18 protein-coding genes and 2 pseudogenes are annotated in these 24,162 nt (G+C 62.8%); 4 read left to right on the top strand and 16 right to left on the bottom strand.

The window, feature by feature from the left end; translation table 11 throughout:
- Window positions 1–6: 6 nt before the first annotated feature.
- The 14 genes and pseudogenes from CCOS865_RS08525 to mtnA form a co-directional block, all read right to left on the bottom strand.
- Window positions 7–681: an acetyltransferase gene (locus tag CCOS865_RS08525; protein ID WP_119139754.1), complete on the bottom strand. Its 675-nt coding sequence runs from the start codon at window positions 679–681 to the stop codon at window positions 7–9.
- Window positions 668–1,069, bottom strand: coding sequence for a sugar 3,4-ketoisomerase (locus tag CCOS865_RS28685; protein ID WP_244216090.1), 402 nt, complete (start codon window positions 1,067–1,069; stop codon window positions 668–670). Before CCOS865_RS28685 ends, CCOS865_RS08525 begins: the two co-directional genes overlap by 14 nt.
- 51 nt (window positions 1,070–1,120) lie before the next feature.
- Window positions 1,121–1,651, bottom strand: a pseudogene (gene rfbC, locus CCOS865_RS28680) (dTDP-4-dehydrorhamnose 3,5-epimerase); the annotation flags it as partial.
- A 271-nt stretch (window positions 1,652–1,922) separates the two neighbouring features.
- Window positions 1,923–2,969, bottom strand: a complete 1,047-nt coding sequence (locus tag CCOS865_RS08515) for an LPS O-antigen chain length determinant protein WzzB (protein ID WP_119139750.1) — start codon at window positions 2,967–2,969, stop codon at window positions 1,923–1,925.
- A 214-nt stretch (window positions 2,970–3,183) separates the two neighbouring features.
- Window positions 3,184–4,605, bottom strand: coding sequence for an MBL fold metallo-hydrolase (locus CCOS865_RS08510; protein WP_119139748.1), 1,422 nt, complete (start codon window positions 4,603–4,605; stop codon window positions 3,184–3,186).
- Between the two features lie 101 nt (window positions 4,606–4,706).
- The gene (locus CCOS865_RS08505; protein WP_119139746.1) at window positions 4,707–4,970 is read right to left on the bottom strand and encodes a lipopolysaccharide assembly protein LapA domain-containing protein; all 264 of its coding nucleotides are present in this window, start codon (window positions 4,968–4,970) and stop codon (window positions 4,707–4,709) included.
- Window positions 4,971–4,990: 20 nt separating this feature from the next.
- Window positions 4,991–5,290: an integration host factor subunit beta gene (gene ihfB, locus CCOS865_RS08500; RefSeq protein WP_119139744.1), complete on the bottom strand. Its 300-nt coding sequence runs from the start codon at window positions 5,288–5,290 to the stop codon at window positions 4,991–4,993.
- Window positions 5,291–5,571: 281 nt separating this feature from the next.
- Window positions 5,572–7,248 carry a 30S ribosomal protein S1 gene (rpsA, locus tag CCOS865_RS08495; protein WP_119139742.1) on the bottom strand — a complete coding sequence of 559 codons (1,677 nt, stop codon included), beginning with the start codon at window positions 7,246–7,248 and terminating at the stop codon, window positions 5,572–5,574.
- Between the two features lie 122 nt (window positions 7,249–7,370).
- Complete coding sequence (gene cmk, locus CCOS865_RS08490; RefSeq protein ID WP_119139740.1) at window positions 7,371–8,057, bottom strand: (d)CMP kinase; 687 nt, start codon at window positions 8,055–8,057, stop codon at window positions 7,371–7,373.
- Window positions 8,054–10,327 carry a bifunctional prephenate dehydrogenase/3-phosphoshikimate 1-carboxyvinyltransferase gene (locus CCOS865_RS08485; RefSeq protein ID WP_119139739.1) on the bottom strand — a complete coding sequence of 758 codons (2,274 nt, stop codon included), beginning with the start codon at window positions 10,325–10,327 and terminating at the stop codon, window positions 8,054–8,056. The genes cmk and CCOS865_RS08485 overlap by 4 nt, the downstream gene beginning before the upstream one ends.
- 204 nt (window positions 10,328–10,531) lie before the next feature.
- Window positions 10,532–11,626 carry a prephenate dehydratase gene (gene pheA, locus CCOS865_RS08480; protein ID WP_119139737.1) on the bottom strand — a complete coding sequence of 365 codons (1,095 nt, stop codon included), beginning with the start codon at window positions 11,624–11,626 and terminating at the stop codon, window positions 10,532–10,534.
- The gene (serC, locus tag CCOS865_RS08475) at window positions 11,626–12,711 is read right to left on the bottom strand and encodes a 3-phosphoserine/phosphohydroxythreonine transaminase (RefSeq protein WP_119139735.1); all 1,086 of its coding nucleotides are present in this window, start codon (window positions 12,709–12,711) and stop codon (window positions 11,626–11,628) included. The genes pheA and serC overlap by 1 nt, the downstream gene beginning before the upstream one ends.
- Before the next feature lie 71 nt (window positions 12,712–12,782).
- Window positions 12,783–15,548, bottom strand: a complete 2,766-nt coding sequence (gyrA, locus tag CCOS865_RS08470; RefSeq protein WP_119139733.1) for a DNA gyrase subunit A — start codon at window positions 15,546–15,548, stop codon at window positions 12,783–12,785.
- Window positions 15,549–15,900: 352 nt separating this feature from the next.
- The gene (gene mtnA, locus CCOS865_RS08465; RefSeq protein WP_119139731.1) at window positions 15,901–16,974 is read right to left on the bottom strand and encodes an S-methyl-5-thioribose-1-phosphate isomerase; all 1,074 of its coding nucleotides are present in this window, start codon (window positions 16,972–16,974) and stop codon (window positions 15,901–15,903) included.
- Between the two features lie 109 nt (window positions 16,975–17,083).
- Here mtnA and CCOS865_RS08460 point away from each other — a divergent pair, with 109 nt between their 5' ends.
- From CCOS865_RS08460 to CCOS865_RS08445, 4 genes are all read left to right on the top strand, one after another.
- Complete coding sequence (locus CCOS865_RS08460; protein ID WP_119139729.1) at window positions 17,084–18,406, top strand: TRZ/ATZ family hydrolase; 1,323 nt, start codon at window positions 17,084–17,086, stop codon at window positions 18,404–18,406.
- A 68-nt stretch (window positions 18,407–18,474) separates the two neighbouring features.
- Window positions 18,475–19,173 carry a bifunctional 2-polyprenyl-6-hydroxyphenol methylase/3-demethylubiquinol 3-O-methyltransferase UbiG gene (ubiG, locus tag CCOS865_RS08455; protein ID WP_119139727.1) on the top strand — a complete coding sequence of 233 codons (699 nt, stop codon included), beginning with the start codon at window positions 18,475–18,477 and terminating at the stop codon, window positions 19,171–19,173.
- A gap of 2 nt (window positions 19,174–19,175) precedes the next feature.
- Window positions 19,176–19,847, top strand: a complete 672-nt coding sequence (gene mupP, locus CCOS865_RS08450) for an N-acetylmuramic acid 6-phosphate phosphatase MupP (protein ID WP_119139725.1) — start codon at window positions 19,176–19,178, stop codon at window positions 19,845–19,847.
- A 37-nt stretch (window positions 19,848–19,884) separates the two neighbouring features.
- Window positions 19,885–20,625 (top strand): YciK family oxidoreductase, encoded by a 741-nt coding sequence (locus tag CCOS865_RS08445; RefSeq protein ID WP_119139723.1) that lies wholly within the window; start codon window positions 19,885–19,887, stop codon window positions 20,623–20,625.
- A gap of 129 nt (window positions 20,626–20,754) precedes the next feature.
- Here the strand turns inward: CCOS865_RS08445 and CCOS865_RS08440 are convergent, their stop codons facing one another.
- Both CCOS865_RS08440 and CCOS865_RS08435 read right to left on the bottom strand, forming a co-directional pair.
- On the bottom strand, window positions 20,755–21,540 hold the full coding sequence (locus CCOS865_RS08440; protein WP_119139721.1) for an iron-containing redox enzyme family protein: 786 nt from the start codon (window positions 21,538–21,540) through the stop codon (window positions 20,755–20,757).
- 38 nt (window positions 21,541–21,578) lie between these two features.
- Window positions 21,579–24,033, bottom strand: a pseudogene (locus CCOS865_RS08435) (EAL domain-containing protein).
- Window positions 24,034–24,162 lie beyond the last annotated feature (129 nt).

Here is a 24,162-nt window from a genome sequence, read left to right as displayed (position 1 = left end):
AACTTCCTAAAATTTGACCTTGAGGGCGCTTTTCTTCGGCAGCTCTTGGGCGGGCGCGCCGTAGTAGATACGCTCCGGCTCCTGAAGGTGCTTGTTGACCAGCGATCCGGAGGCGATGACGCAGTCACGCGCCACGTTGATGCGATCATTGATGGTAGCGTTCACACCAATGAACGTGGAATTACCGATCCTGCAGTAGCCTGAAACAACCACATGGGAGGACAGGAAGCAGTTGTCTTCAATGACACTGCGATGGCCAATGTGATTGCCACTCCAGAGGATCACGTTATTACCGATTTCAACAAATGGTTGCACGGTGTTGTGTTCGAAGATGAAGCAATTGTCGCCGATCTTGGCGTTTCGCCAGACGAACGCACGGGAGCTGATATAGGTGGCGCAGGTATAGCCTTTTTCTTTGACAGCCTCATACAAGCGCGTCCTGAGCCGGTTCAGCCCCGACGCTGGGATCGCCACGAAGGCCTCGTGCTGATGCACAGCGAATGACGCCTCGAGTTCTTCAAACGGCACGATAGGTAGCTCATACAGGGAGGTCTCCCGGAGGTACTCTCGCTCAACCGCAAACCCGACAACCTCATAGCTTGAGTCGTAGGTGAAATACTCGTAGGCAATCATCGCCAACTCACCCGCCCCGACAATGACCAGCTTTTTATTTTTTTCCATTTGCTACTTCCCCCAGGAATGTCTGGTAGTCACGAATGTAGTCGGTCTCATCGTAATGGGCGTTGGCGAGCACCAGAAGTACACAGTCCTCACTGAAATCATGCATTTCGCGCCAAATAAGATTTCTGATCAGCACCCCTTTGTCCGGCGAGTCCAGCCACACGTCCTGACGCACGGTGCCATCATCGAGCGTCATGCGGCATTTACCGGAAACACAAATAGCCAGTTGCTGCAAATCTCTGTGGGCGTGGAACCCGCGGCTGACATCGCTTTGCGTAGCGAAAATGTAGTACACCCGCTTCACATCGAACGGGATGCTGCCAGCGCTTTCAAGCGCGATCAGGCTACCGCGCTCGTCACCGATAACCCGGAACCCATACGTTTCCACGTCCGAGTTGGCGGCTGGCACCTCTACCCCAGGGAACCCCTTGAACGGTGCAGCGTCTCGGTCCTTTTCGCTGATGATCCGCCCCCCGACGTCGGGCCAGTCGATGGCCAGGTCCGGATCATCCCAGGCCAGGCTGCCCTCGTGCTCCTTGCTGTAGACATTGGTGCTCTTGTAGAGGAACTGAGTGTCATCCTCCAGCGCGATGAAACCATGGGCAAAGCCTTCGGGAATCCACATCATGCGGCCGTTATGGGCACTGAGAGTCTCTCCAACCCATTGCCCGTACGTAGGCGAACCCTTGCGGATATCAACAGCAACGTCCCAAGCAGCGCCTTTGATCACCCGGACCAGCTTGCCCTGAGCACGCGGCTCCAGCTGAAAATGCAGCCCCCGCAATACCCCTTTGCGTGAGCTGGAATGATTGTCTTGCAAAAATGGGCGCGGAAGCGGCAAACCCAGCCCACGCAAAGCGGCGTGGAAAGCGGGCTCGTTGAAACTCTCCATGAACCAGCCACGGTCGTCTTCATACACAGTCGGTTCAATGACGACGACATCGGGGATTCGGGTTTGTACAAGTTTCAAAAAAATCGCTCCTTCCAGCGTTGTTAACATCTGTCATGTTGAAGCTTGCACCGCTCTATCGAAGGTGCAGATCCTCAATCGCAACCGGTGTCAGGGAGAGTCAAGAGGCTCTCTTGACGCCTCTACCCATAGCGTCTGACGGCAGGCAGCGGGTACAGCCCCCCTCGCTTGCCAGCGCCGGCGCCCAAAAACCACCGTCTACATGACCGACATCCGAAATGACCCTCAATTTTGCTACGATCCCGCTGCAATGCAAGCGCGAATGCATTGCCTATTGAAGTCGAGCGGGCGAATCACGTAGCAACAGGGTACGCACGCAGGCGATCAACACGCCAAGCAGCAAGCCAAAAATCGCCCCCAGGGTGATGATGATGGCTTTTTTAGGCTTGATCGGAGCATCTGGCATCTGAATCGCCCCGTCTTGGCGATACACATCGATCGACTGCGGGTCGACATGCAGCGTCCGATAAAACTCCAGTTGTTCTTGCCATTCACGCAGATCGTCCACAAAGGGATCATCAGACGTGCGCTGGCGCAGGTTCTCGATCTCTGCCTCAAGCGCCTTCGAGCCGCGCATGTAAGCCAGTGAGCCGGTCATGCCCGCGGTGATTTCGGTCGATATCGAATTGGAAATAATAGGCGGACGCTCCAGCCCAATCGACTTGGCAACCCTCAACGCCTCATTCAACTGTGCAATACGGTCTTCCCGCTGCTTCTGCGCTGACTTGCGCGCTTCCGAGATCTGCTGCTGTAGATTACCGACCTTGATTGTTGCATCAGCCCTGACGTTACCGATGATCTCGAGCTTGGCACGCTCACTGGCGATCTTCAGGTATTCATCCACCCAGCCAGCGGCCACTTCAGGGTCATTGAGAAGCACAGACACAGATGAACGCCCAACCCCATCCTTCGCAACGGTGGCAACAACCTGAGTATTGAAGCGCACATAGAGATCATCCCGCGAGCCATTACGGGCACCCTGAACATACGGCAGGTACTGCTCTCGGAAAAACTGACGACGTAATGATTCGGAAGTCAGGTTAGAAAGATACACCTCATACACATCCTTGGCGGACAGTAGCTTCAATCCTCCTTCCCCACCCCGCCCGTAATTCAGGTTGACGATTTCGTTGTTGGTGGGTGGCTGGATGAAAGCCTTGGCCTCATATACCGGAGTGGCAAGGAGCGCGTAGCTGACAGCGACGGCGACAGCCAGCGCCGTCACGATGAAGACCAGCAACTTCTGCCTCCATATACCCCTGATCAGAACCAGCAGATCAACCTCATCACTACTCAGACGCCCGGTCTCATTACGCATTTATTCTTGTTTCCCTCGAGTCAGTCGAACTGCATCCACTCCCCGGCTGCCAATGCCGAGCTCAAAAAGGGGATTGCACCCTCGCCTCAAGCGTAGCGGCAATCCGTGAGTGTGCCTGCCCAGATTTGCACATTCGCATTAACCAATAGTAGAGATAGCCGAGATGAGCAAGCTCCCACGTTCGGCGGCTACCCACCCTAACTTCGTCGACGGGTCATGCAATTGTGACACCGCTTACAACCGCCCATTCTGGATGTCGTTTACGGAGCGCGTCGGCTAGCACCCGCTTCGCCCCAGCCTCCCCATGCACCAACACCACCCGCTTCGCAGGACTCTTCCCCCCCATCGCAAACCCCACCAACCCCGCCTGATCCGCATGCCCCGAATAGCCACCCAAAGTCACCACCTTGGCCCGCAGCACATACCGCTCCCCCCACACATCAACCCCCACATCCCCCTGCATCCCCTCACAAGCCTGAATCCGCGCCCCCGGCGTACCCCTCACCTGATACCCGACAAACAGCACCTCATGCCGCGCATCCCCGAGCATGGCCTTCAGGTAGTTCACGATCCGCCCACCCGAACACATCCCATTGCCGGCAATGACAATCGCCGGCCTCCCCGTACTCCTCAAGTAGTTCACCACCCGCTCATGCTGCGCATGGCTATCAATGCTTACCAACTGCCCAAACCCCAGCGGATCACGCCCAGCCCCCAACCGCTGCCTCGCCTCGTCACTCCAGAATTCATGCAACTCGCGATACACCTGGGTAATCCGCTGGGCAAGCGGCGAGTCGAGAATGATCGGTAGCTGCCCCCAGTCGACCGGGTCCTCGCCCGCGCCAACGCGCAGCGCCTTGCGGTGCAAAATGTCTTCGAGTTCGTAGAGCAGCTCTTGGGTGCGCCCCAGGCTGAAGGCCGGTATCAGGATCGTGCCGTTGTCGGCGAGCGCGCGGTCGATGGCCGCCTCCAGCTGCGACTGGCGCTGACTGCGGTCGGGATGTAGTCGATCACCGTAAGTGCTCTCGAGCACCAGCAGGTCCGCCCGCACCGGGGGCTCGACGGGACGCAGCAGCGAGCCGGCAGGCGCGCCCAGGTCACCGGAGAAGACGACGCGCGTAGCGACAGCGCCCACGGGCGAGACATCACACTCGATGTACGCAGAGCCCAACAAATGGCCGGCGCGCCGCAGGCGGATGCGACACTGCAGGTCAACCCGCTCGACCAGGCAGTGCCATCGGTCAAAGGAGATGGGGGTGATCAGGCGGTGCAGACGCTCGAGAAAACTTGCGACGTGCTCAGGCTCGCTGCTGATGCCAAGCCTGAAGGCATCTTCGAGGACCAGGGGCAACAGTTTGGCGGAGGGCTTGCTGCAGAAGATCGGGCCTTGGTAACCGGCGGCGAGCAGTGCAGGGATGCGGCCGACGTGGTCGAGGTGGACGTGGGTGACGATCAGCGCGCAGATGCCGCCGATGTCGAAGCCCAAGGGCGTTGACGGGGCTTCTGGCGGAGCGTCCGCGCCTTGCTCGAGGCCGCAATCGACCAGCAGGCTGGTGGCGCTATCGAGATGCAGACGGTGGCAGGAACCGGTGACACCGCGGGTGCCTCCGTGGTGCGACAGAACGGGATAGTCCATGCGGAGCACACCTGACGGGTCGACGAGGAAGCCCCGAATTACCTCATGTATTCAGGTGCACCTCTAGTCAGGCATGTTCGATCAAGCTTGTAGGATTAGTCCTAACCTTCCGCCAGCACGGCTTGGCGGGTGGTCGCGCGGATCTTGCGCTTGCTGCGCATCACGCCGTAGGCGCCGAGCAAGGGGCCGACGGCCAGGCCAACGACCAGGGCTGCGATCACCGGCACTGCGACGGGTACCGCCGGGGCTGACCAGCCCAACAGGTTGAGTGCGACGGCTTGCTGGTTCTCCAACACGAAGAACAGCACCACCGCGGCGAGCAGCAGGACGAACAGCACCGCCAGGGCGCGCTTGAGGTTACGCATCGGAGTGATCCTTCCGTTGTTCAGGTGTGGGCCTCATGCTCTTCTTCATTGACCCGGTCGCGCAACTCCTTGCCCGGTTTGAAGTGCGGCACGAACTTGCCTTCGAGGCTCACCGACTGGCCGGTCTTGGGGTTGCGGCCGACGCGAGGCGCACGATAATGCAGCGAGAAGCTGCCAAAACCGCGGATCTCGATGCGATCGCCGGTGGCCAGGCATTGGGCCATCTGCTCAAGCATGGTCTTGATGGCCAGCTCCACGTCCTTGGACGAGAGCAGCCCCTGATGGGTGACAATACGTTCGATCAGCTCCGACTTCGTCATATTTTTCCCTTCGTTATCAAGCAGCTAGATCATTGCTTAACCAGTTTGTAGCACGCTCTGGGAGATTTGAACAGGGCGCTTCTTGACTTAATAAAAAAATTCAAGATTGGTGCAGAGGGAATGGGGGCTGTGCGCGGGTTTGGGGCGGGGGTTTACGCGGGGGGAATGCGATATCCGATCTGAGGCCATCGCGGGCAAGCCCGCTCCTACGCGGACCCATAAAATGCAGATAATAAAAAAGGGCGACCTAAGTCGCCCTTTTTCTACCGATCAAACAGAACTCAGTTCTGCTTGGCCATTGCTTCGCGCAGCAGCGCAGCCATGGTGGTGTCGGCAGCAGCTTCTGGAGCCTGTTTCAGGCTCTGGATAGCTTCACGCTCTTCAGCGTCGTCTTTCGATTTGATCGACAGGCTGATCACGCGCGACTTACGGTCAACGCTGATGATCTTGGCTTCGATCTCTTCGCCTTCCTTCAGGACGTTACGCGCGTCTTCAACGCGGTCACGGCTGATTTCGGAAGCTTTCAGAGTGGCTTCGATGTCGTCGGCCAGGGTGATGATGGCGCCTTTGGCGTCAACTTCTTTCACGATGCCCTTGACGATAGCGCCCTTGTCATTGACAGCAACGAAGTTGGAGAACGGATCGTCTTCCAGCTGCTTGATGCCCAAGGAGATGCGCTCGCGCTCTGGGTCGACCGACAGGATGACGGTTTCCAGCTCGTCGCCCTTCTTGAAACGACGTACGGCTTCTTCGCCGGTTTCGTTCCAGGAGATGTCGGACAGGTGAACCAGGCCGTCGATGCCGCCGTCCAGACCGATGAAGATACCGAAGTCGGTGATCGACTTGATGGTACCGGTGATCTTGTCACCCTTGTTGAACTGGCCGGAGAAGTCTTCCCATGGGTTGGACTTGCACTGCTTGATGCCCAGGGAGATACGACGACGCTCTTCGTCGATGTCCAGAACCATGACTTCCACTTCGTCGCCAACCTGAACGACTTTCGACGGGTGGATGTTCTTGTTGGTCCAGTCCATTTCAGAAACGTGTACCAGACCTTCAACGCCTTCTTCCAGCTCAGCGAAGCAGCCGTAGTCGGTCAGGTTGGTAACGCGAGCCTGTACGCGAGTCCCTTCTGGGTAGCGTGCAGTGATAGCAACCCACGGATCTTCGCCCATCTGCTTCAGACCCAGGGAAACGCGATTGCGCTCACGGTCGAACTTCAGGACGCGAACATCAACTTCGTCACCAACGTTGACGATTTCCGACGGGTGCTTGATACGCTTCCAAGCCATGTCGGTGATGTGCAGCAGGCCGTCGATGCCGCCCAGGTCCACGAAGGCGCCGTAGTCGGTGAGGTTCTTGACGATACCTTTGACTTGCTGGCCTTCTTGCAGAGTTTCGAGCAGAGCTTCACGCTCGGCGCTGTTCTCGGCTTCCAGGACGCTGCGACGCGAAACAACGACGTTGTTGCGCTTCTGGTCCAGCTTGATGACCTTGAATTCCAGCTCTTTGCCTTCGAGGTGGGTGGTGTCGCGCACTGGGCGGACATCAACCAACGAACCTGGCAGGAACGCACGGATACCGTTAACGTCGACAGTGAAGCCGCCTTTAACCTTACCGTTGATAACGCCCTTGACAACTTCTTCGGCGGCGAAAGCTGCTTCCAGAACAATCCAGCACTCGGCGCGCTTGGCTTTTTCACGGGACAGTTTGGTTTCGCCAAAGCCGTCTTCGACCGCGTCCAGCGCAACGTGAACTTCGTCACCGACCTTGATGGTCAGCTCGCCAGCTTCGTTGTAGAACTGCTCGAGCGGGATGACGCCCTCGGACTTCAGGCCAGCGTGTACGGTAACCCAGTCGCCGTCGATGTCGACAACGATACCGGTGATGATCGCACCCGGCTGAAGATTGAGGGTTTTCAGGCTTTCTTCAAAGAGTTCTGCAAAGCTTTCGCTCATTTTAATTCCTGTAGATTTGGGCGAAACAGACGCCCGTAGCCACATTCCAGACAATGTGGGTTTCGTTATGTAAAGGAGTGCAAGCAGGACGTTGACTGGTGCCCCTGCTTACCTTCCTGTCATCAAATGAGATCGCGAAGGGCGAGCTCACTTCTGATGCGTTGCAACACCTGCTCGATGGACAACTCGGTAGAGTCCAGCTGAATCGCATCGGCCGCCGGCTTGAGCGGGGCCACTGCACGCTGGGTGTCACGCTCATCGCGTGCACGTATCTCATCCAGGAGACTCGCCAGACTAACATCTTCGCCCTTGCCCTTCAACTGCAAATAGCGGCGTCGGGCACGCTCCTCCGCGCTGGCGGTGAGGAACACTTTCAAGGGTGCGTCAGGGAACACCACGGTGCCCATGTCACGGCCATCGGCGATAAGCCCGGGGGCTTCGCGGAAGGCCCGCTGACGCTGCAGCAAGGCTTCGCGCACGGCGGGCAGCGAGGCGACCATCGAGGCGCCGGCGCCGACCGTCTCGGTGCGGATGACATTGCTGACGTCCTCACCCTCGAGGATGATCTGTTGAAGCTTACCGGGCTCGGCCGCGATGAACTGTACATCCAGATGGGCGGCCAGCGCCTTGAGCAGCTCTTCGTTGGTCAGGTCGACGCCGTGGTTGGAGGCGTTGAACGCCAGCAACCGGTACAGCGCGCCGGAGTCCAGCAGGCGCCAGCCGAGCTCGCGGGCGATCAGGCCGGCTACCGTGCCCTTGCCCGAGCCGCTCGGCCCGTCGATGGTGATGACGGGGGCGTGCAGGTTCACGATTTACCCTCTTCGGCAACGCGGATGCCGACTTCGGCGCACAGCGCGAGGAAGTTCGGGAACGAGGTGGCGACGTTGGCGCAGTCGTGGATGCGGACCGGCGCCGTGGCGCGCAGCGAGGCGATGCTGAAGGCCATGGCGATACGGTGGTCGCCGTGACCGTGCACTTCACCGCCGCCGATCGGGCCGCCGTCGATGATGATGCCGTCCGGGGTTGGCTCGCACTTCACGCCCAGGGTGATCAGGCCGTCGGCCATGACCTGGATGCGGTCGGATTCCTTGACCCGCAGCTCTTCGGCGCCACGCAGGATGGTGCGCCCTTCGGCACACGCAGCCGCCACGAACAGCACCGGGAATTCGTCGATCGCCAGCGGTACCAGCTCTTCAGGGATCTCGATGCCTTTGAGCTTGGCGCCGCGCACACGCAGGTCAGCCACCGGCTCGCCGCCGACTTCACGCTGGTTTTCCAGGGTGATGTCGCCGCCCATCAGGCGCAGGATGTCGATCACGCCGGTACGGGTCGGGTTGATGCCGACGTGTTCGAGGACCAGCTCCGAACCTTCGGCGATCGACGCGGCCACCAGGAAGAACGCAGCAGAAGAGATGTCTGCCGGCACTTCGATACGGGTCGCGCTGAGCTTGCCGCCCGCTTGCAGCGAGGCGACCGGGCCGTTGGACTCGACGGCGTAGCCGAAGCCACGGAGCATGCGCTCGGTGTGGTCGCGGGTCGGCGCGGGCTCGGTCACGGTGGTGACGCCTTCGGCGTACAGGCCGGCCAGCAGCAGGCACGACTTGACCTGAGCGCTGGCCATCGGCAGCGTGTAGGTCAGGGCCTTGAGCTTTTGCCCACCGCGAATGGTCAGCGGCGGACGGCCGTCCGGGCCGGTCTCGACCACGGCGCCCATCTCGCGCAGGGGGTTGGCCACGCGGCCCATCGGGCGCTTGGACAGCGAGGCGTCGCCGGTCATGGTGACGTCGAACGGCTGGCCTGCCAGCAGGCCCGACAGCAGGCGCATCGAGGTGCCGGAGTTGCCGACGTAGATCGGCCCCGGTGGCGGCTTGAGGCCGTGCAGGCCGACACCATGAATGGTGACCTTGCCATGGTTCGGGCCTTCGATGACCACACCCATGTCGCGGAAGGCCTGCAAGGTCGCCAGGGCGTCCTCGCCTTCGAGGAAGCCTTCGACTTCAGTGGTGCCTTCGGCCAGCGAGCCGAGCATGATCGAGCGATGGGAAATCGATTTGTCGCCTGGAACGCGGATCCGTCCGGACACGCGGCCACCAGGTTGGGCCAGGAAAATCAGATCGTTGGCGTTCATAGCGTCCACATAGGCCCGGCGGGCCAGGATTTTACTGAAATGCTCGCGGGCAACCCGAGCGCGGGTGAATACCCCGAGCAACTGGTGCCCATCCCCTGCATCGACCGCGTCGCGCAAGGCGTCGAGGTCGCTGCGAAATGTGTCTAGCGTGCGCAGGACCGCCTCGCGGTTGGCGAGGAAGATGTCGTGCCACATGATCGGGTCGCTGCCGGCGATTCTCGTGAAATCGCGGAAGCCTCCCGCAGCGTACCGGAAGATTTCGAGGTTTTCATTGCGCTTGGCCAGCGAATCGACCAGGCCGAAGGCCAGCAGGTGCGGCAGGTGACTGGTGGCGGCCAGGACTTCGTCATGGCGTTCGACGGTCATGTGCTCGACATCGGCGTCCAGCGCGCGCCACAGGCGGTCGACCAGCGCCAGTGCGGCGGGGTCGGTCTCGGCCAATGGCGTGAGGATGACTTTGTGCCGGCGGAACAGCGCGGCATTGGAGGCTTCTACCCCGCTCTGCTCGGAGCCGGCGATGGGGTGGCCGGGGACGAAGCGCGGCAGGCGCCCGGCGAACACTTCGCGGGCGGCGCGCACGACGTTGCACTTGGCGCTGCCGACGTCGGTGATCACGGCATTGCCGAGGTCGAGTTGGGCCAGGCGCGCGAGGACTTTTTCCATGGCCAGGATCGGCACGGCCAGCTGGATCACGTCGGCGCCGACGCAGGCGGCGGCGAGGTCTTCTTCGCAGCGATCGACCACGCCGAGGGCCACGGCCTGTTTGCGCGATGGGGCATCGAGGTCGACGCCGACCACTTCGCGGCACAGGCCGCTTTCACGCAGGCCTTTGGCGAACGAGCCGCCGATCAGGCCGAGGCCGACGACGACCAGGCGGCCGATAATCGGCGCGGATTTGTTTGCTACCACATCAACCACGAGTGCGAACCCTGTACAGAACGGCAATGACATGCCGGATCAAACCATGCTGGTCTGTGAAACTGCCTGGGGGCGCTACGCACCCCATCGCGGGCAAGCCCGCTCCTACAGGGGTCGCGGTGACCTTATAGGAGCGGGCTTGCCCGCTCCTACAGGGGGCGCGATGACCGTGTAGGAGCGGGCTTGCCCGCGAAGGGCTGCGCAGCAGCCCCAATGGCGCACAGGCCAGCCTCAACCTCAGAGTACCGCCTTCGGATACGAGCCCAGCACTTTCAGCGCAACGGCGTCCTGGCTGATCTTCTCCAGCACCGCCTTGATCAGCGGATCACGGTGATGGCCGACGAAGTCGATGAAGAACACATACGTCCACTTCCCGCTACGCGAAGGACGCGTCTCGATCCGGGTCAGGTCGATGCCATTGTCATGGAACGGCACCAGCAGCTCATGCAGCGCACCCGGCTTGTTGCTCATCGAAACGATGATCGAGGTCTTGTCGTCGCCGGTCGGCGGCACTTCCTGGCTGCCGATCATCAGGAAGCGCGTGGAGTTGTCCGGGCGGTCCTCGATTTTTTCGGCCAGGCGGGTCAAACCGTACAGGCTGGCCGCCATGTCACCGGCGATCGCCGCCGAGTTCCACTCACTCTTGACCCGCTTGGCCGCCTCGGCGTTGCTCGCAACCGCCACGCGCTCGACGTTCGGGTAATGCGCGTCCAGCCACTTGCGGCACTGGGCCAGCGACTGGGCGTGGGAATAGATGCGGGTAATGCTGTCGGTCTTGGTGCTCTCGCCCACCAGCAGGTGGTGGTGGATGCGCAGCTCGACTTCACCGCAGATCACCATGTCGTGCTCGAGGAAGCTGTCGAGGGTGTGGTTGACCGCACCTTCAGTGGAGTTTTCCACCGGCACCACGCCAAAGTTGACCGCACCGGCGGCCACTTCGCGGAACACTTCGTCGATCGCCGCCATCGGGCGGCTGATCACGGCGTGACCAAAGTGCTTCATCGCCGCGGCCTGGGTGAAGGTCCCCTCCGGGCCGAGGTAAGCGACTTTGAGCGGCTGCTCCAGGGCCAGGCACGACGACATGATTTCGCGGAACAAGCGCGCCATCTCTTCGTTGCCCAGCGGGCCTTTGTTGCGATCCATGACGCGCTTGAGCACGGCAGCTTCACGCTCAGGGCGGTAGAACACTGGCACCTCGCCCTCGGCGAGCGAGGCCATCTTGACCCGAGCGACTTCCTGGGCGCAGCGGGCGCGGTCGCTGATCAGCTCGAGGATCTTCTCGTCGAGGCTGTCGATGCGGACGCGCAGGGCCTTGAGTTCCTGGTCGGACATCAAGCGTGCTCCTTCTCGAATTCAGCCATGTAGCCGACCAGCGCTTCGACCGCATCCAGCCCCAGGGCGTTGTAGATCGAGGCGCGCATGCCACCCACCGAGCGATGGCCCTTGAGGTTGAGCAGGCCACGGGCGTCGGCACCGGCCAGGAAGGCCTTGTCCAGGCGCTCGTCGGCCAGGCGGAACGGCACGTTCATCCACGAACGGGCGTTGACGCTGATCGGGTTGGTGTAGAACTCGCTGGCGTCGATAAACCCGTACAGGCGCTCTTTCTTGGCGCGGTTGCGCTGCTCCATGGCCTCGACGCCACCCTGCTCCTTGAGCCACTCGAAGACCAGGCCCGAGAGGTACCAGGAATAGGTGGCCGGAGTGTTGTACATCGAGCCGTTGTCGGCCGAGACCTTGTAGTCGAGCATGGTCGGGCAGCTGCTGCGCGCGCGACCGAGCAGGTCTTCACGCACGATCACCACCACCAGGCCGCTCGGGCCGATGTTCTTCTGCGCGCCGGCGTAGATCAGGCCGTACTGCGAGACGTCGATCGGACGCGAGAGAATGTCGGACGACATGTCGACGACCAGCGGTACGTCACCGGTCTCAGGGACCCAGTCGAACTGCAGGCCGCCGATGGTTTCGTTGGAAGCGTAGTGGACGTAGGCGGCGTTCTTGGTCAGGTTCCAGTCGTTCTGGCCTGGGATGGCCAGGTAATCGAACGGCTTGGCGCTGGCGGCGACATTGATGTTGCCGAAGCGACGCGCTTCTTCGATGGCTTTTTTCGACCAGATACCGGTTTCGACGTAGTCGGCCGTGCCGGTTTCCGGCAGCAAGTTCAGCGGGATCTCGGCGAACTGCTGGCTGGCACCGCCCTGCAGGAACAGGACTTTGTAATTGGAGGGGACGGACAGCAGGTCACGCAGGTCCTGCTCGGCCTTTTCAGCGATGGCCACGTAGTCGTCGCTGCGATGGCTCATCTCCATCACCGACAGACCCTTGCCGTGCCAGTCCAGCATTTCGGCCTGGGCACGCTGCAGGACAGCTTCAGGAAGCGCAGCAGGGCCTGCGCAGAAGTTAAAGGCTCGTTTGCTCACATCCACTCTCGCTCTGCTCTGATCAGTAAGCGGGGCGACCATGGTCGCCCCGCCCGGGTTGTTGCGCTGTGTTATTCCTGAGGCGCCTCTTCGGCGGCGCCGGCGTCGTCATCCGCCGCGTCCAGCGCGTCGAGCTCGACGCCCTCCTCGCCCTCGATCAGTTCATCGAGGTCTTCGGACGGCTCCTGAATCCGCTCCAGGCCTACCAGGGTCTCGTCGCTCGCCAGCTTGATGAGGGTCACGCCCTGCGTGTTACGGCCCAGGCTGGAGACCTCACCGACGCGGGTGCGGACCAAGGTGCCCTGGTCGGAGATGAGCATGATCTCTTCGCCTTCCTGAACCTGGATCGCGCCGACCAACAGGCCGTTACGGCCCTTGGTACCCATGGCGATGACGCCCTGGCCACCACGCCCGCGACGCGGGAACTTGGACAGCGGGGTGCGCTTGCCGAAGCCACGCTCGGAGGCGGTGAGGATCTGCGCGCCGGACTCGGGGATCAGCATGGAGATGATCCGCTGACCTTTGCCCAGTTTCATGCCACGCACGCCACGGGCGGTACGGCCCATTTCACGGACCACGCTCTCGGCGAAGCGGATGACCTTGCCGGCGTCGGAGAACATCATGACTTCCTTGGCGCCGTCGGTGATGGCCGCGGCGATCAGGGTGTCACCCTCTTTGAGCTTCAGGGCGATCAGGCCGCTGGTGCGCGGACGGGCGAACTGAGCCAGCGGGGTCTTCTTGACGGTACCCGAAGCGGTTGCCATGAAGATGTACGCGCCCGTCGGATCGGCAGCCCATTCCGGGGTGTCGCCGTCTTCTTCGTCGATTTCTTCGGGCTCGATCACTTCGCCTTCGAGCACGGTGTCGTCGCCGTCTTCCAGCTCTTCATCGGCACCGGCGCTCTGTTGCAGCGCTTCGAGGTCGATCTGCAGCATCGCGGTGATGCCTTCGCCTTCTTCCAGCGGCAGCAGGTTGACCAGCGGACGGCCACGGGCAGCACGCGAGGCTTCCGGGATGTCGTAGGTCTTCAGCCAGTACACCTTGCCCTTGCTGGAGAACAGCAGCAGGGTGGCGTGGCTGTTGGCGACCAGCAGGTGTTCGATGTAGTCCTCGTCCTTGACACCGGTCGCAGACTTGCCCTTGCCGCCACGGCGCTGGGCCTGGTACGCGGTCAACGGTTGGGTCTTGGCATAGCCGCCGTGGGAGATGGTCACCACGCGCTCTTCTTCCGGGATCATGTCGCCGTAGCTGAGGTCGTGGCGGGCATCGAGGATCTCGGTGCGGCGCACGTCGCCGTATTCGGCGCGGATCGCTTCGAGCTCTTCGCGGATCACTTCCATCAGGCGCTCGGCGCTGCTGAGGATGCGGATCAGCTCGCCGATCTGCTCGAGGATCTCCTGGTACTCGGCCAGCAGCTTCTCGTGCTCCAGGCCGGTCAGGCGGTGCAGGCGCAGGTCGAGAATGGCCTGGGCCTGCTCGGGCGACAGGAAGTACTTGCCGTCGCGCATGCCGTATTGCGGGTCGAGGGTTTCCGGGCGGCACGAGTCGGCACCGGCGCGCTCGACCATGACCTGCACGGCGCTGGATTCCCAGGCCATCGAGACCAGGGCTTCCTTGGCTTCCGACGGCGTCGGCGAGGCCTTGATCAGGGCGATCACCGGGTCGATGTTGGACAGCGCGACCGCCTGGCCTTCAAGGATGTGGCCACGTTCACGGGCCTTGCGCAGCTCGAACACGGTCCGGCGGGTCACCACTTCACGGCGGTGACGGACGAACGCTTCGAGCAGGTCCTTGAGGTTCAGCAGCTTCGGCCGGCCGTCGATCAGGGCGACGATGTTGATGCCGAACACGCTTTGCAGCTGGGTCTGCGAGTAGAGGTTGTTGAGCACCACCTCTGGCACTTCGCCGCGACGCAGCTCGATGACCACGCGCATACCGTCCTTGTCGGACTCGTCGCGCAGCTCGCTGATGCCTTCGAGCTTCTTCTCTTTGACCAGCTCGGCGATCTTCTCGATCAGGCGAGCCTTGTTCAGCTGGTACGGCAGCTCGGTGATGATGATCTGCTGACGACCACCGACCTTGTCGATGTCTTCGATCTCGGAGCGGGCGCGCATATAGATGCGGCCACGGCCGGTACGATAGGCCTCGATGATGCCAGAGCGGCCGTTGATCAGGCCGGCAGTCGGGAAGTCCGGGCCAGGGATGAACTGCATCAGCTCATCGATGGTGATTTCCGCGTTGTCGATCAGTGCCAGGCAGCCGTCGATCACTTCGCCGAGGTTGTGCGGCGGGATGTTGGTCGCCATGCCCACGGCAATACCGCTGGAACCGTTGACCAGCAGGTTGGGAATCCGGGTCGGCATGACCGCCGGGATCAGCTCGGTGCCGTCGTAGTTGGGCACCCAGTCGACGGTTTCCTTGTGCAGGTCGGCCAGCAGCTCGTGTGCCAGCTTGGACATGCGCACTTCGGTGTATCGCATCGCCGCGGCGTTATCGCCGTCGACCGAACCGAAGTTGCCCTGGCCGTCGACCAGCAGGTAGCGCAGCGAGAACGGCTGGGCCATACGCACGATGGTGTCGTAGACCGCGGTGTCGCCGTGCGGGTGGTACTTACCGATAACGTCACCGACCACACGGGCGGACTTCTTGTACGGTTTGTTCCAGTCGTTGCCCAGCTCGCTCATCGCAAACAGAACGCGGCGATGCACGGGCTTCAAGCCGTCACGCGCATCGGGCAGTGCACGCCCGACAATCACGCTCATCGCGTAGTCGAGGTAAGACTGTCTCAGTTCGTCTTCGATATTGACCGGGAGGATTTCTTTGGCCAGTTCGCCCATGAGAAGCCTGATTCCTTTTTCTGGTGAAACCTCGTCCAAGTCCCCAGAGGACGAACGAAGCTCGTCGCCGCAGCGCACAGTGGTGCGACGACTTACGACAAATCAATAGGTTGTGCCTTGGATCTGCGCAATGAAGACCGCACAAACGAGCGGCCTTGGAAACTGCCGGATGGTATCACATAGGCGGTGTAGATGGGAGAGATGGCAGGATGCTGTCGATTGGGCCCGGAACATCAATCCGTGTCGCCCTTTTCGCGGGTAAACCCGCTCCCACAGTGATCACCGCAGCCCGGGATCACACCAAACCCTGTGGGAGCGGGTTCACCCGCGAAAAGGACGACACGGAGCCCGATCAGTGCAGGCGCTTGCGGCACATCAATTGGGCGATCTTGGCGGTATCCGGCCTTTCAACCACACCCTTTTCAGTCACGATCACATCGACCAGGTCGGCCGGGGTCACATCGAACACCGAATTGAACACGTCGACATCCGCCGCCACCCGCGTCCCTGCCACATCCAGCAACTCATCGGCATCGCGCTCTTCCAGCGGAATGTCATCGCCGGTGGCCAGGTTCAGGTCGATGCTGGTGCTCGGCGCCACGACCATGAAGCGCACGCCATGGTGCATCGCCGCCACGGCCAGCTGATAGGTACCGATCTTCGCCGCCACATCACCATTGGCGGCAATGCAGTCAGCCCCCACCACCACCCAGGTAATGCCCTTGACCTTCATCAGGTGCGCCATCGCCGAGTCGGCGCACAGCGTCACCGGGATGCCCTCCTGGGCCAGCTCCCAGGCGGTCAGCCGCGAGCCCTGCAGCCACGGGCGGGTCTCGCCGGCATACACCCGCTCGACCATGCCTTCGAGGTAGGCCGCGCGAATCACCCCCAGCGCGGTGCCGAAACCACCGCTGGCGAGGGCGCCGGCATTGCCGTGGGTCAGCACGGTCTGCTCGTTGCCCTGGTGACGGCGGATCACGTCGATGCCGTACTGGGCCATGGTCAGGTTGGCCTCGCGATCACTCTCGTGGATCGCGAGGGCCTCGGCTTCCATGGCCGCCAGGATGTCTTCGTCAGGGCGCAGGCGCTGCAGCCGGTCACGCATGCGGTTGAGCGCACCGAACAGGTTGGCGGCGGTCGGCCGGGACTCGGCCAGGTCGAGGAAGTCTTCCTCGATGGCTTCTTCCCACTCACCCTCGGCCAGCCGATCGCGCAGGGCCAGGACCAGCCCATAGGCGGCACTGATGCCGATGGCCGGCGCGCCACGCACGACCATCGTGCGGATCGCCTCGACCACCTGGCCCACATCGTCGCACGCCAGCCAACGCTCCTCGGACGGCAGCAGGCGCTGGTCGAGCAGATGCAGGGTGCCGTCACGCCACTGGATGCCGGTCACCTTCTCCGCCGCCAAAAGTCGCTCGCGCATCGCCTCTCCCCGTCGTTCGGTCATCAAAAGCCGGCGATTATAGCGAGCCTCTGCCGTGGGCGCTCGGGTATACTGCGCGTTCCGCCCAAACGTTGCAGGTAAGCGCCGCATGCCCACATCCACTGCCCCCCTCGACCTGCTGCTGGTGCCGGCGTGGCTGGTACCCGTGGAGCCGGCCGGCGTGGTACTGGAAGGCCATGCCCTGGGCCTGCGCGACGGCCTGATCGCCTGGATCGGCCCACGCGAGCGGGCGCCTACAGCGCTTGAAGTGCGCGAACTGCCCGACTGCCTGCTGTGCCCGGGGCTGGTCAACGCCCACGGCCATGCGGCCATGACCCTGTTCCGCGGCCTGGCCGACGATTTGCCGCTGATGACCTGGCTGCAGGAGCACATCTGGCCGGCCGAGGGCCGCTGGGTCGACGAAGGCTTCGTGCGCGACGGCACCGACCTGGCGATCGCCGAGCAGCTCAAAGGCGGCATCACGTGCTTTGCCGACATGTACTTCTACCCCCGCGAGGCCTGCGACCGGGTGCACCGCAGCGGCATCCGCGCGCAAATCGCGGTGCCCCTGCTGGACTTCCCGATCCCCGGCGCGCGCACCCCGGACGAAGGCCTGCACCAGGCCATCGAGCTGTTCGGCGAGCTGCGCCACCACCCGCGCATCAGCATTGCCCTCGGCCCGCACGCGCCGTACACGGTCAATGACGAGAACCTGGAGAAGATCCGGGTGATCGCCGACCAGCTCGACGCGCCGCTGCACATGCACATCCACGAAACCGCCGGCGAAGTCGAACAGGCCGTCGCCGCACACGGCGAGCGGCCGTTGTCGCGCCTGGCCCGGCTGGGCTTGCTGGGGCCGAACCTGCAGGCCGTGCACATGACCCAGATCAGCGACGATGACCTCGCGCTGCTGGTAGAAAGCAACACCAGCGTGGTCCACTGCCCGGAGTCCAACCTCAAGCTGGCCAGCGGCTTCTGCCCGGTCGAGCGCTTGTGGCAGGCCGGCGTCAATGTCGCGGTGGGCACCGACGGTGCGGCCAGCAACAACGACCTCGACCTGCTCGGCGAAACCCGCACCGCGGCCCTGCTGGCCAAGGCGGTAGCCGGTTCGGCGACGGCCCTGGACGCCCACCGGGCGCTGCGCATGGCCACCCTCAACGGCGCCCGCGCGCTCGGCCTGGAGGCGACCATCGGCTCGCTGGAAGTCGGCAAGGCCGCCGACCTGGTGGCCTTCGACCTGTCGGGCCTGGCCCAGCAGCCGGTGCACGACCCGGTTTCACAATTGATCTACGCCACCGGCCGCGACTGCGCGCGGCACCTGTGGGTGGCCGGCCAGCAGCTGCTCGACGAGCGCCGCCTGACCCGCATGGACGAAGCGGCCCTGACGGCCATGGCGCGCGCCTGGGGCGCACGCATCGCAGGCAAAGAATGACCGGCCGGCAGCGCTACCCAGCTGCCGCCCTGTGACACCTTTTATCGAAGATTCAGAGGATTTGTTCAATGAGCAACGTCGACCACGCCGAAATCGCCAAGTTCGAGGCCCTGGCCCACCGCTGGTGGGACCGCGAGAGCGAGTTCAAGCCGCTGCACGACATCAACCCGCTGCGGGTCAACTGGATCGACGAGCGCATCAGCCTCGCCGGCAAGAAGGTCCTCGACGTGGGCTGTGGCGGCGGCATCCTCAGTGAAGCCATGGCCCAGCGTGGCGCCACCGTGACCGGCATCGACATGGGCGAAGCACCGCTGGCCGTGGCCCGCCTGCACCAGCTCGAGTCGGGCGTCGAAGTCGACTACCGGCAGATCACCGCCGAGGCCCTCGCCGAAGAGATGCCCGAGCAGTTCGACGTGGTCACCTGCCTGGAGATGCTCGAGCACGTGCCCGACCCGTCTTCGGTGATCCGCGCCTGCTACCGCATGGTCAAGCCGGGCGGCCAGGTGTTCTTCTCGACCATCAACCGCAACCCCAAGGCCTACCTGCTGGCGATCATCGGCGCCGAGTACATCCTCAAGATGCTGCCGCGTGGTACCCACGACTTCAAGAAGTTCATCCGCCCGTCCGAGCTCGGCGCCTGGAGCCGTGCGGCAGGGCTGGAAGTCAAAGACATCACTGGCCTGACCTACAACCCGCTGACCAAGCACTACAAGCTGAGCAGCGACGTTGACGTCAACTACATGATCCAGACCCTGCGCGAGGAATGAGCATGCGTTTGCGAGCAGTACTCTTCGACATGGACGGCACGCTGCTGGACACCGCGCCGGACTTCATCGCCATCTGCCAGGCCATGCTCGCCGAGCGCGGCCTGCCGGCCATCGACGACAGGTTGGTGCGTGACGTGATTTCCGGCGGCGCCCGGGCGATGGTCGCCGCGACCTTTGCCATGGACCCGGCCGCCGAGGGCTTCGAGGCCCTGCGCCTGGAGTTCCTGGAGCGCTACCAGCGGGATTGCGCGGTGCACAGCAAGCTGTTCGACGGCATGGCCGAGCTGCTCGCCGACATCGAGAAGGGCGGCCTGATCTGGGGCGTGGTGACCAACAAGCCGCTGCGTTTCGCCGAACCGATCATGCAGCGCCTGGGCCTGGCCGAGCGCTCTGCCCTGCTGATCTGCCCGGACCACGTGAAAAACAGCAAGCCTGACCCGGAGCCGCTGATCCTGGCCTGCAAGACCCTGGACCTGGACCCGGCCAGCGTGCTGTTCGTCGGTGACGACCTGCGCGACATCGAGTCGGGCCGCGACGCCGGCACCCGTACCGCCGCGGTGCGCTACGGCTATATTCATCCTGAGGACAACCCCAACAACTGGGGCGCGGACGTGGTGGTGGACCACCCGCTGGAGCTGCGCAAGGTACTCGACAGCGCGCTCTGCGGCTGCTGACCCGCGACCGTCTCAACCTATTCGAAGGACAGACCTCATGTTCGACTACACCGCCCGCCCCGACCTGCTCGCTGGCCGGGTCATCCTGGTCACCGGCGCCGGCCGCGGCATTGGTGCCGCCGCCGCCAAGGCCTATGCCGCACTTGGCGCCACCGTGCTGTTGCTGGGCAAGACCGAGGCCAACCTCAACGAGGTGTATGACGAGATCGAGGCCGCCGGGCACCCGCAGCCGGTGGTGATCCCGTTCAACCTGGAAACCGCCCTGGCTCACCAGTACGACGAGCTGGCGGTGATGATCGAGAACGACTTCGGGCGCCTCGACGGCCTGCTCAACAACGCCTCGATCATTGGCCCGCGCACGCCACTGGAGCAGCTGTCGGGCGACAACTTCATGCGGGTGATGCACATCAACGTGAATGCTACGTTCATGCTCACCAGCACCCTGCTGCCGTTGCTCAAGCTGTCCGAGGATGCGTCGGTGGTGTTCACCTCCAGCAGCGTCGGGCGCAAGGGCCGGGCTTACTGGGGTGCGTATGGGGTGTCGAAGTTTGCCACCGAGGGGCTGATGCAGACCTTGGCCGATGAGCTGGAGAATGTCGCGCCGGTGCGCTCGAACAGCGTCAACCCGGGGGCGACGCGCACGGCCATGCGGGCGTTGGCGTATCCGAGTGAGAATCCGCAGGACAATCCGCTGCCTGAGGAGATCATGCCGGTGTACCTGTACCTGATGGGGCCGGACAGTACCGGGGTGAATGGGCAAGCCTTTAACGCCCAGTAGATCTCTGGTGCCTTGACTGGCCTCTTCGCGGGTAAACCCGCTCCCACAGGATTTATGTGCACCTCGAATTGGTGTGCACCTCGAATCCTGTGGGAGCGGGTTTACCCGCGAAGAGGCCAGTGAAGATCTTCAGCCTGCCGCAAGGCCCAGGCGGGTGCGGCCGGCCTGGCGTTGCTCGAGCTGCATGCAGCGCTCGAGGAACAGGTACATGCAGTCATAACTCTTGCACACCGTCTTGCGCAGCTCGGCGCGCAACAGCGGGGTCGGGCTCTCACCGACCAGGGTGCAGATGATCTCCAGCGCCTCCCACGGGTGCGCATCGTCATACTGGGCATGCATCTTCAGCCACTTCATGGCGCGCTTGCGGTTCGCTTCCGGGAAGCCCTCGGCATAGGCATCCCCCGCACACACCACCGCCGACCACTCCCCCGTCGCCCCTTCGATCGCATAGTTGGTCGCCGCCATCGCCAAGGCCAGCGATTCGGTCGCACACACCCGCCAGCACCAGTCGTTCAAGCCATTGAGCTCGGCCGGCACCTCCTGCGCCTGCAGGTCACCGACCGTCACGCCATGCGCCTGGCACCAGTGCACCCAGTAATCGGCATGGTTGAGCTCGACGCGGATATTGCGCATCAGCCAGCGCCGGGCCATGTCTTCGCCCGGGTGACGGGCGAAGCGGGTCTTGGTCAGGTTATGCGCCATGTACAGGGAAAACTGCTCGACCACCGGCCAGCCACCGATCAGGTACTGGCGAATGGTTGCCGGCCGCAGCTGGCCGTCACGCAGCCGCTGGTAGAACGCGTGCTCGACCACCCGCCGCTTGCTCTCGCGGCAGTCTTCGATCATTTGTTGGGCCCACAGCGGGTAACTGGCGGGATCTATCAATGGCCCGATCCGAATGAATGCATCAATCACTGTCAGCTCCTTGGTTCCCTGTGATTTGCCTGCAACCCTCAGCGAAACGTCCCTGGCGCCCTCTGCAGTAGCGGCCGTGCAGCGATCCGTTGACGCTGCAGGCTGTCGCAGGTGAACACCTGCGGTCGCTCGATCAGATACCCCTGGGCGTAATCCACGCCGATTTCCTGCAGGGCCTGCTCAATCAATGGTGTTTCGACAAACTCGGCAATCGTGCGCTTGCCCATGACATGACCGATGTGATTGATCACTTCAACCATAGCCCGATTGATAGGATCATCCAGCATGTCTTTGACGAAACTTCCGTCGATCTTCAGGTAGTCGACGGGTAAATGTTTCAAATAGGCGAATGACGACATTCCGGCGCAGAAGTCATCCAGCGAGAAGCGACAGCCCAGGCCTTTCAATTCATTGATGAAGCGGATCGCGCTGCCGAGGTTGGCGATGGCGATGGTTTCGGTGATTTCAAAGCAGATCATCCGCGGTGGGATGGCAAATTCCTTGAGCAGCCCCTGCAAATAATCGAGAAATTCATCGTCACCGATGCTCGAACCCGACAGGTTGATCGCACATGGCCAACGGGCCGGGGCGGCCTTCGTCCAGGCACTGGCGAATGACCTGGAACACATTGCGCACCACCCAGCGGTCCAGCGAGGTCATCAGCCCATAGCGCTCGGCGGCCGGAATGAAGCTGTCGGGCAATATGGTGCGGCCGCTCTCGTCGTGCAGGCGCAGCAGGATCTCGATGTGGCCGGGGCTGTCCTGGGCGCTGAGCGGGGCGATTTCCTGGGCGTACAGGCAAAAGCGGTTTTCTTCGAGGGCCACGTGCAGGCGCTGGATCCAGGCCATTTCGCCAAAGCGCATGGACAGCTCGCTGTCGTCGGCGTGGTACACCTGGACCCGGTTGCGACCCTTCTCCTTGGCCATGTAGCAGGCCATGTCGGCCGCCCGCAACGACGTCTCGAGGGTGCTGGGGGCCTGGGCGATGTGCACCAGGCCAATGCTCACGGTGGTGATGAACGGCCGCCCCTTCCAGACAAAATGCAAGGTCTGCACCGCCTGGCGCAGTTGCTCGGCGATGCGTTCGGCCTGGTCCGGCGGGCAGCTTTCGAGCAGCACGCCAAATTCGTCGCCGCCCAGCCGCGCCAGGGTATCGCCTTCGCGCAGGCACGACTGCAACACCGCGCAGATGTGCCGCAGCAGTTCATCCCCCGCGGCATGCCCGCAGGTGTCGTTGACCAGCTTGAACTGGTCGAGGTCGAGAAACATCAGCGAATGCCGCCCGGCCTGGCGCGCCAGGCCGTTGAGCGCCTGCTCCAGGCGGTATTCGAACTCGCGGCGGTTGGCCAGCCCGGTCAGCGCGTCATGGGTCGCCTGCCACGACAGGTTGGCGATGTACTGGCGCTCCTGGGTCATGTCGTGCAGCACCAGGACAATGCCGCTGACCTGCCCGGCGTTGACGATCGGCGAGCCGACCAGGTTGACCGACACCGTGCTGCCGTCCAGGCGCTGGATCAGCCGCGCATGCTCGGCCCCGCCCCTGAGGCTGCCACTGAGCACCTGCTCGACCAGGCTGCGCTCGTCACGCTCGGCATGCTCGTCGATCAGGGTGAACAGCGCCGTCAACGGCAGGCCCTGGGCCGAGCCAGCCTGCCAATGGCTCAACTGTTCGGCGGCGGGGTTCATGAAGACGATGTGGCCCTCGACGTCGGCGGTGATCACCGCATCGCCAATCGCCTCGAGGGTGACCTGGGCGCGGTTCTTTTCCGCCTGCAACGCGGTGGCGAAGGCCTGGCGCTGGGCGAGCAACTTGCTCGAACGGCGCCAGGCAATGGTGATCAGGAACAGCGCGGTGAGCAGGTTGGTGATCAGCAGAACCTTGAGCACCATCCGCGAGCCTTCGCCCAAGGCGTCGCTGAACGCCTTGGCGGCGGGCGTGACGCCTTCGTTGATGGTCACGATGCGGGCCTTCCAGTCGCTGACCTGGCGTGCGCTGGGTGGGCCGACGGCGAACGTGGCGCGCATCTCGTCGGCGAGCAGGTCGAGCTGACGCAGGAAGTCATCGCCGATATCCCAGAAGGCGATGGCGGTCTCCATGTAGCTGATGTGCCGGAAGTTACGGTAGAACCAGATGATCCGCGTGACATCTTCGGGGTGGTTGCCGCCCTTTAGGATGCCCGCGCGCGCAGCGTCGAGGTCCGGCGTGGGCTGGTCGAGGGCGACGCGCAGCTCATGGTCGCCCTGGGGCACGGTGATCGCCTGGCGGTAGCGCTGAAAGGTGCGTTCGTCGGGGTTTTCGGCGTACAGGCTGAGGTAATAGATGGCGTCTTTCTGCGCCTTGGACCAGAGGCTCTCGCCCGCCACGTAGGCGCGCACCGCCGAGAGCGTGTAAAGGCTCAGACTGCCCAGCAGGACCTGGAGAACCACAACGGCGACGAAGGGCCAGATAATGCCCAGAAGCCTTGGCGCTTCGAGAATACGAGTTCCCTTCATGGAGTCCCTGTCACGTCGGCAGATAAGGCACAAATCGACCCAGACAAGCACAGCGTAGGCCATTTGCCATAGGTGTGAGGGGGATTTTGATGACAAGCCAAAACGTCGGTTTTGTGCTCGCCAGTAGCG

Origin of the sequence: Pseudomonas reidholzensis (genome assembly GCF_900536025.1) — a bacterium.
Taxonomy (GTDB): domain Bacteria; phylum Pseudomonadota; class Gammaproteobacteria; order Pseudomonadales; family Pseudomonadaceae; genus Aquipseudomonas; species Aquipseudomonas reidholzensis.
This window is presented reverse-complemented; position numbering and strand designations above follow the sequence as displayed.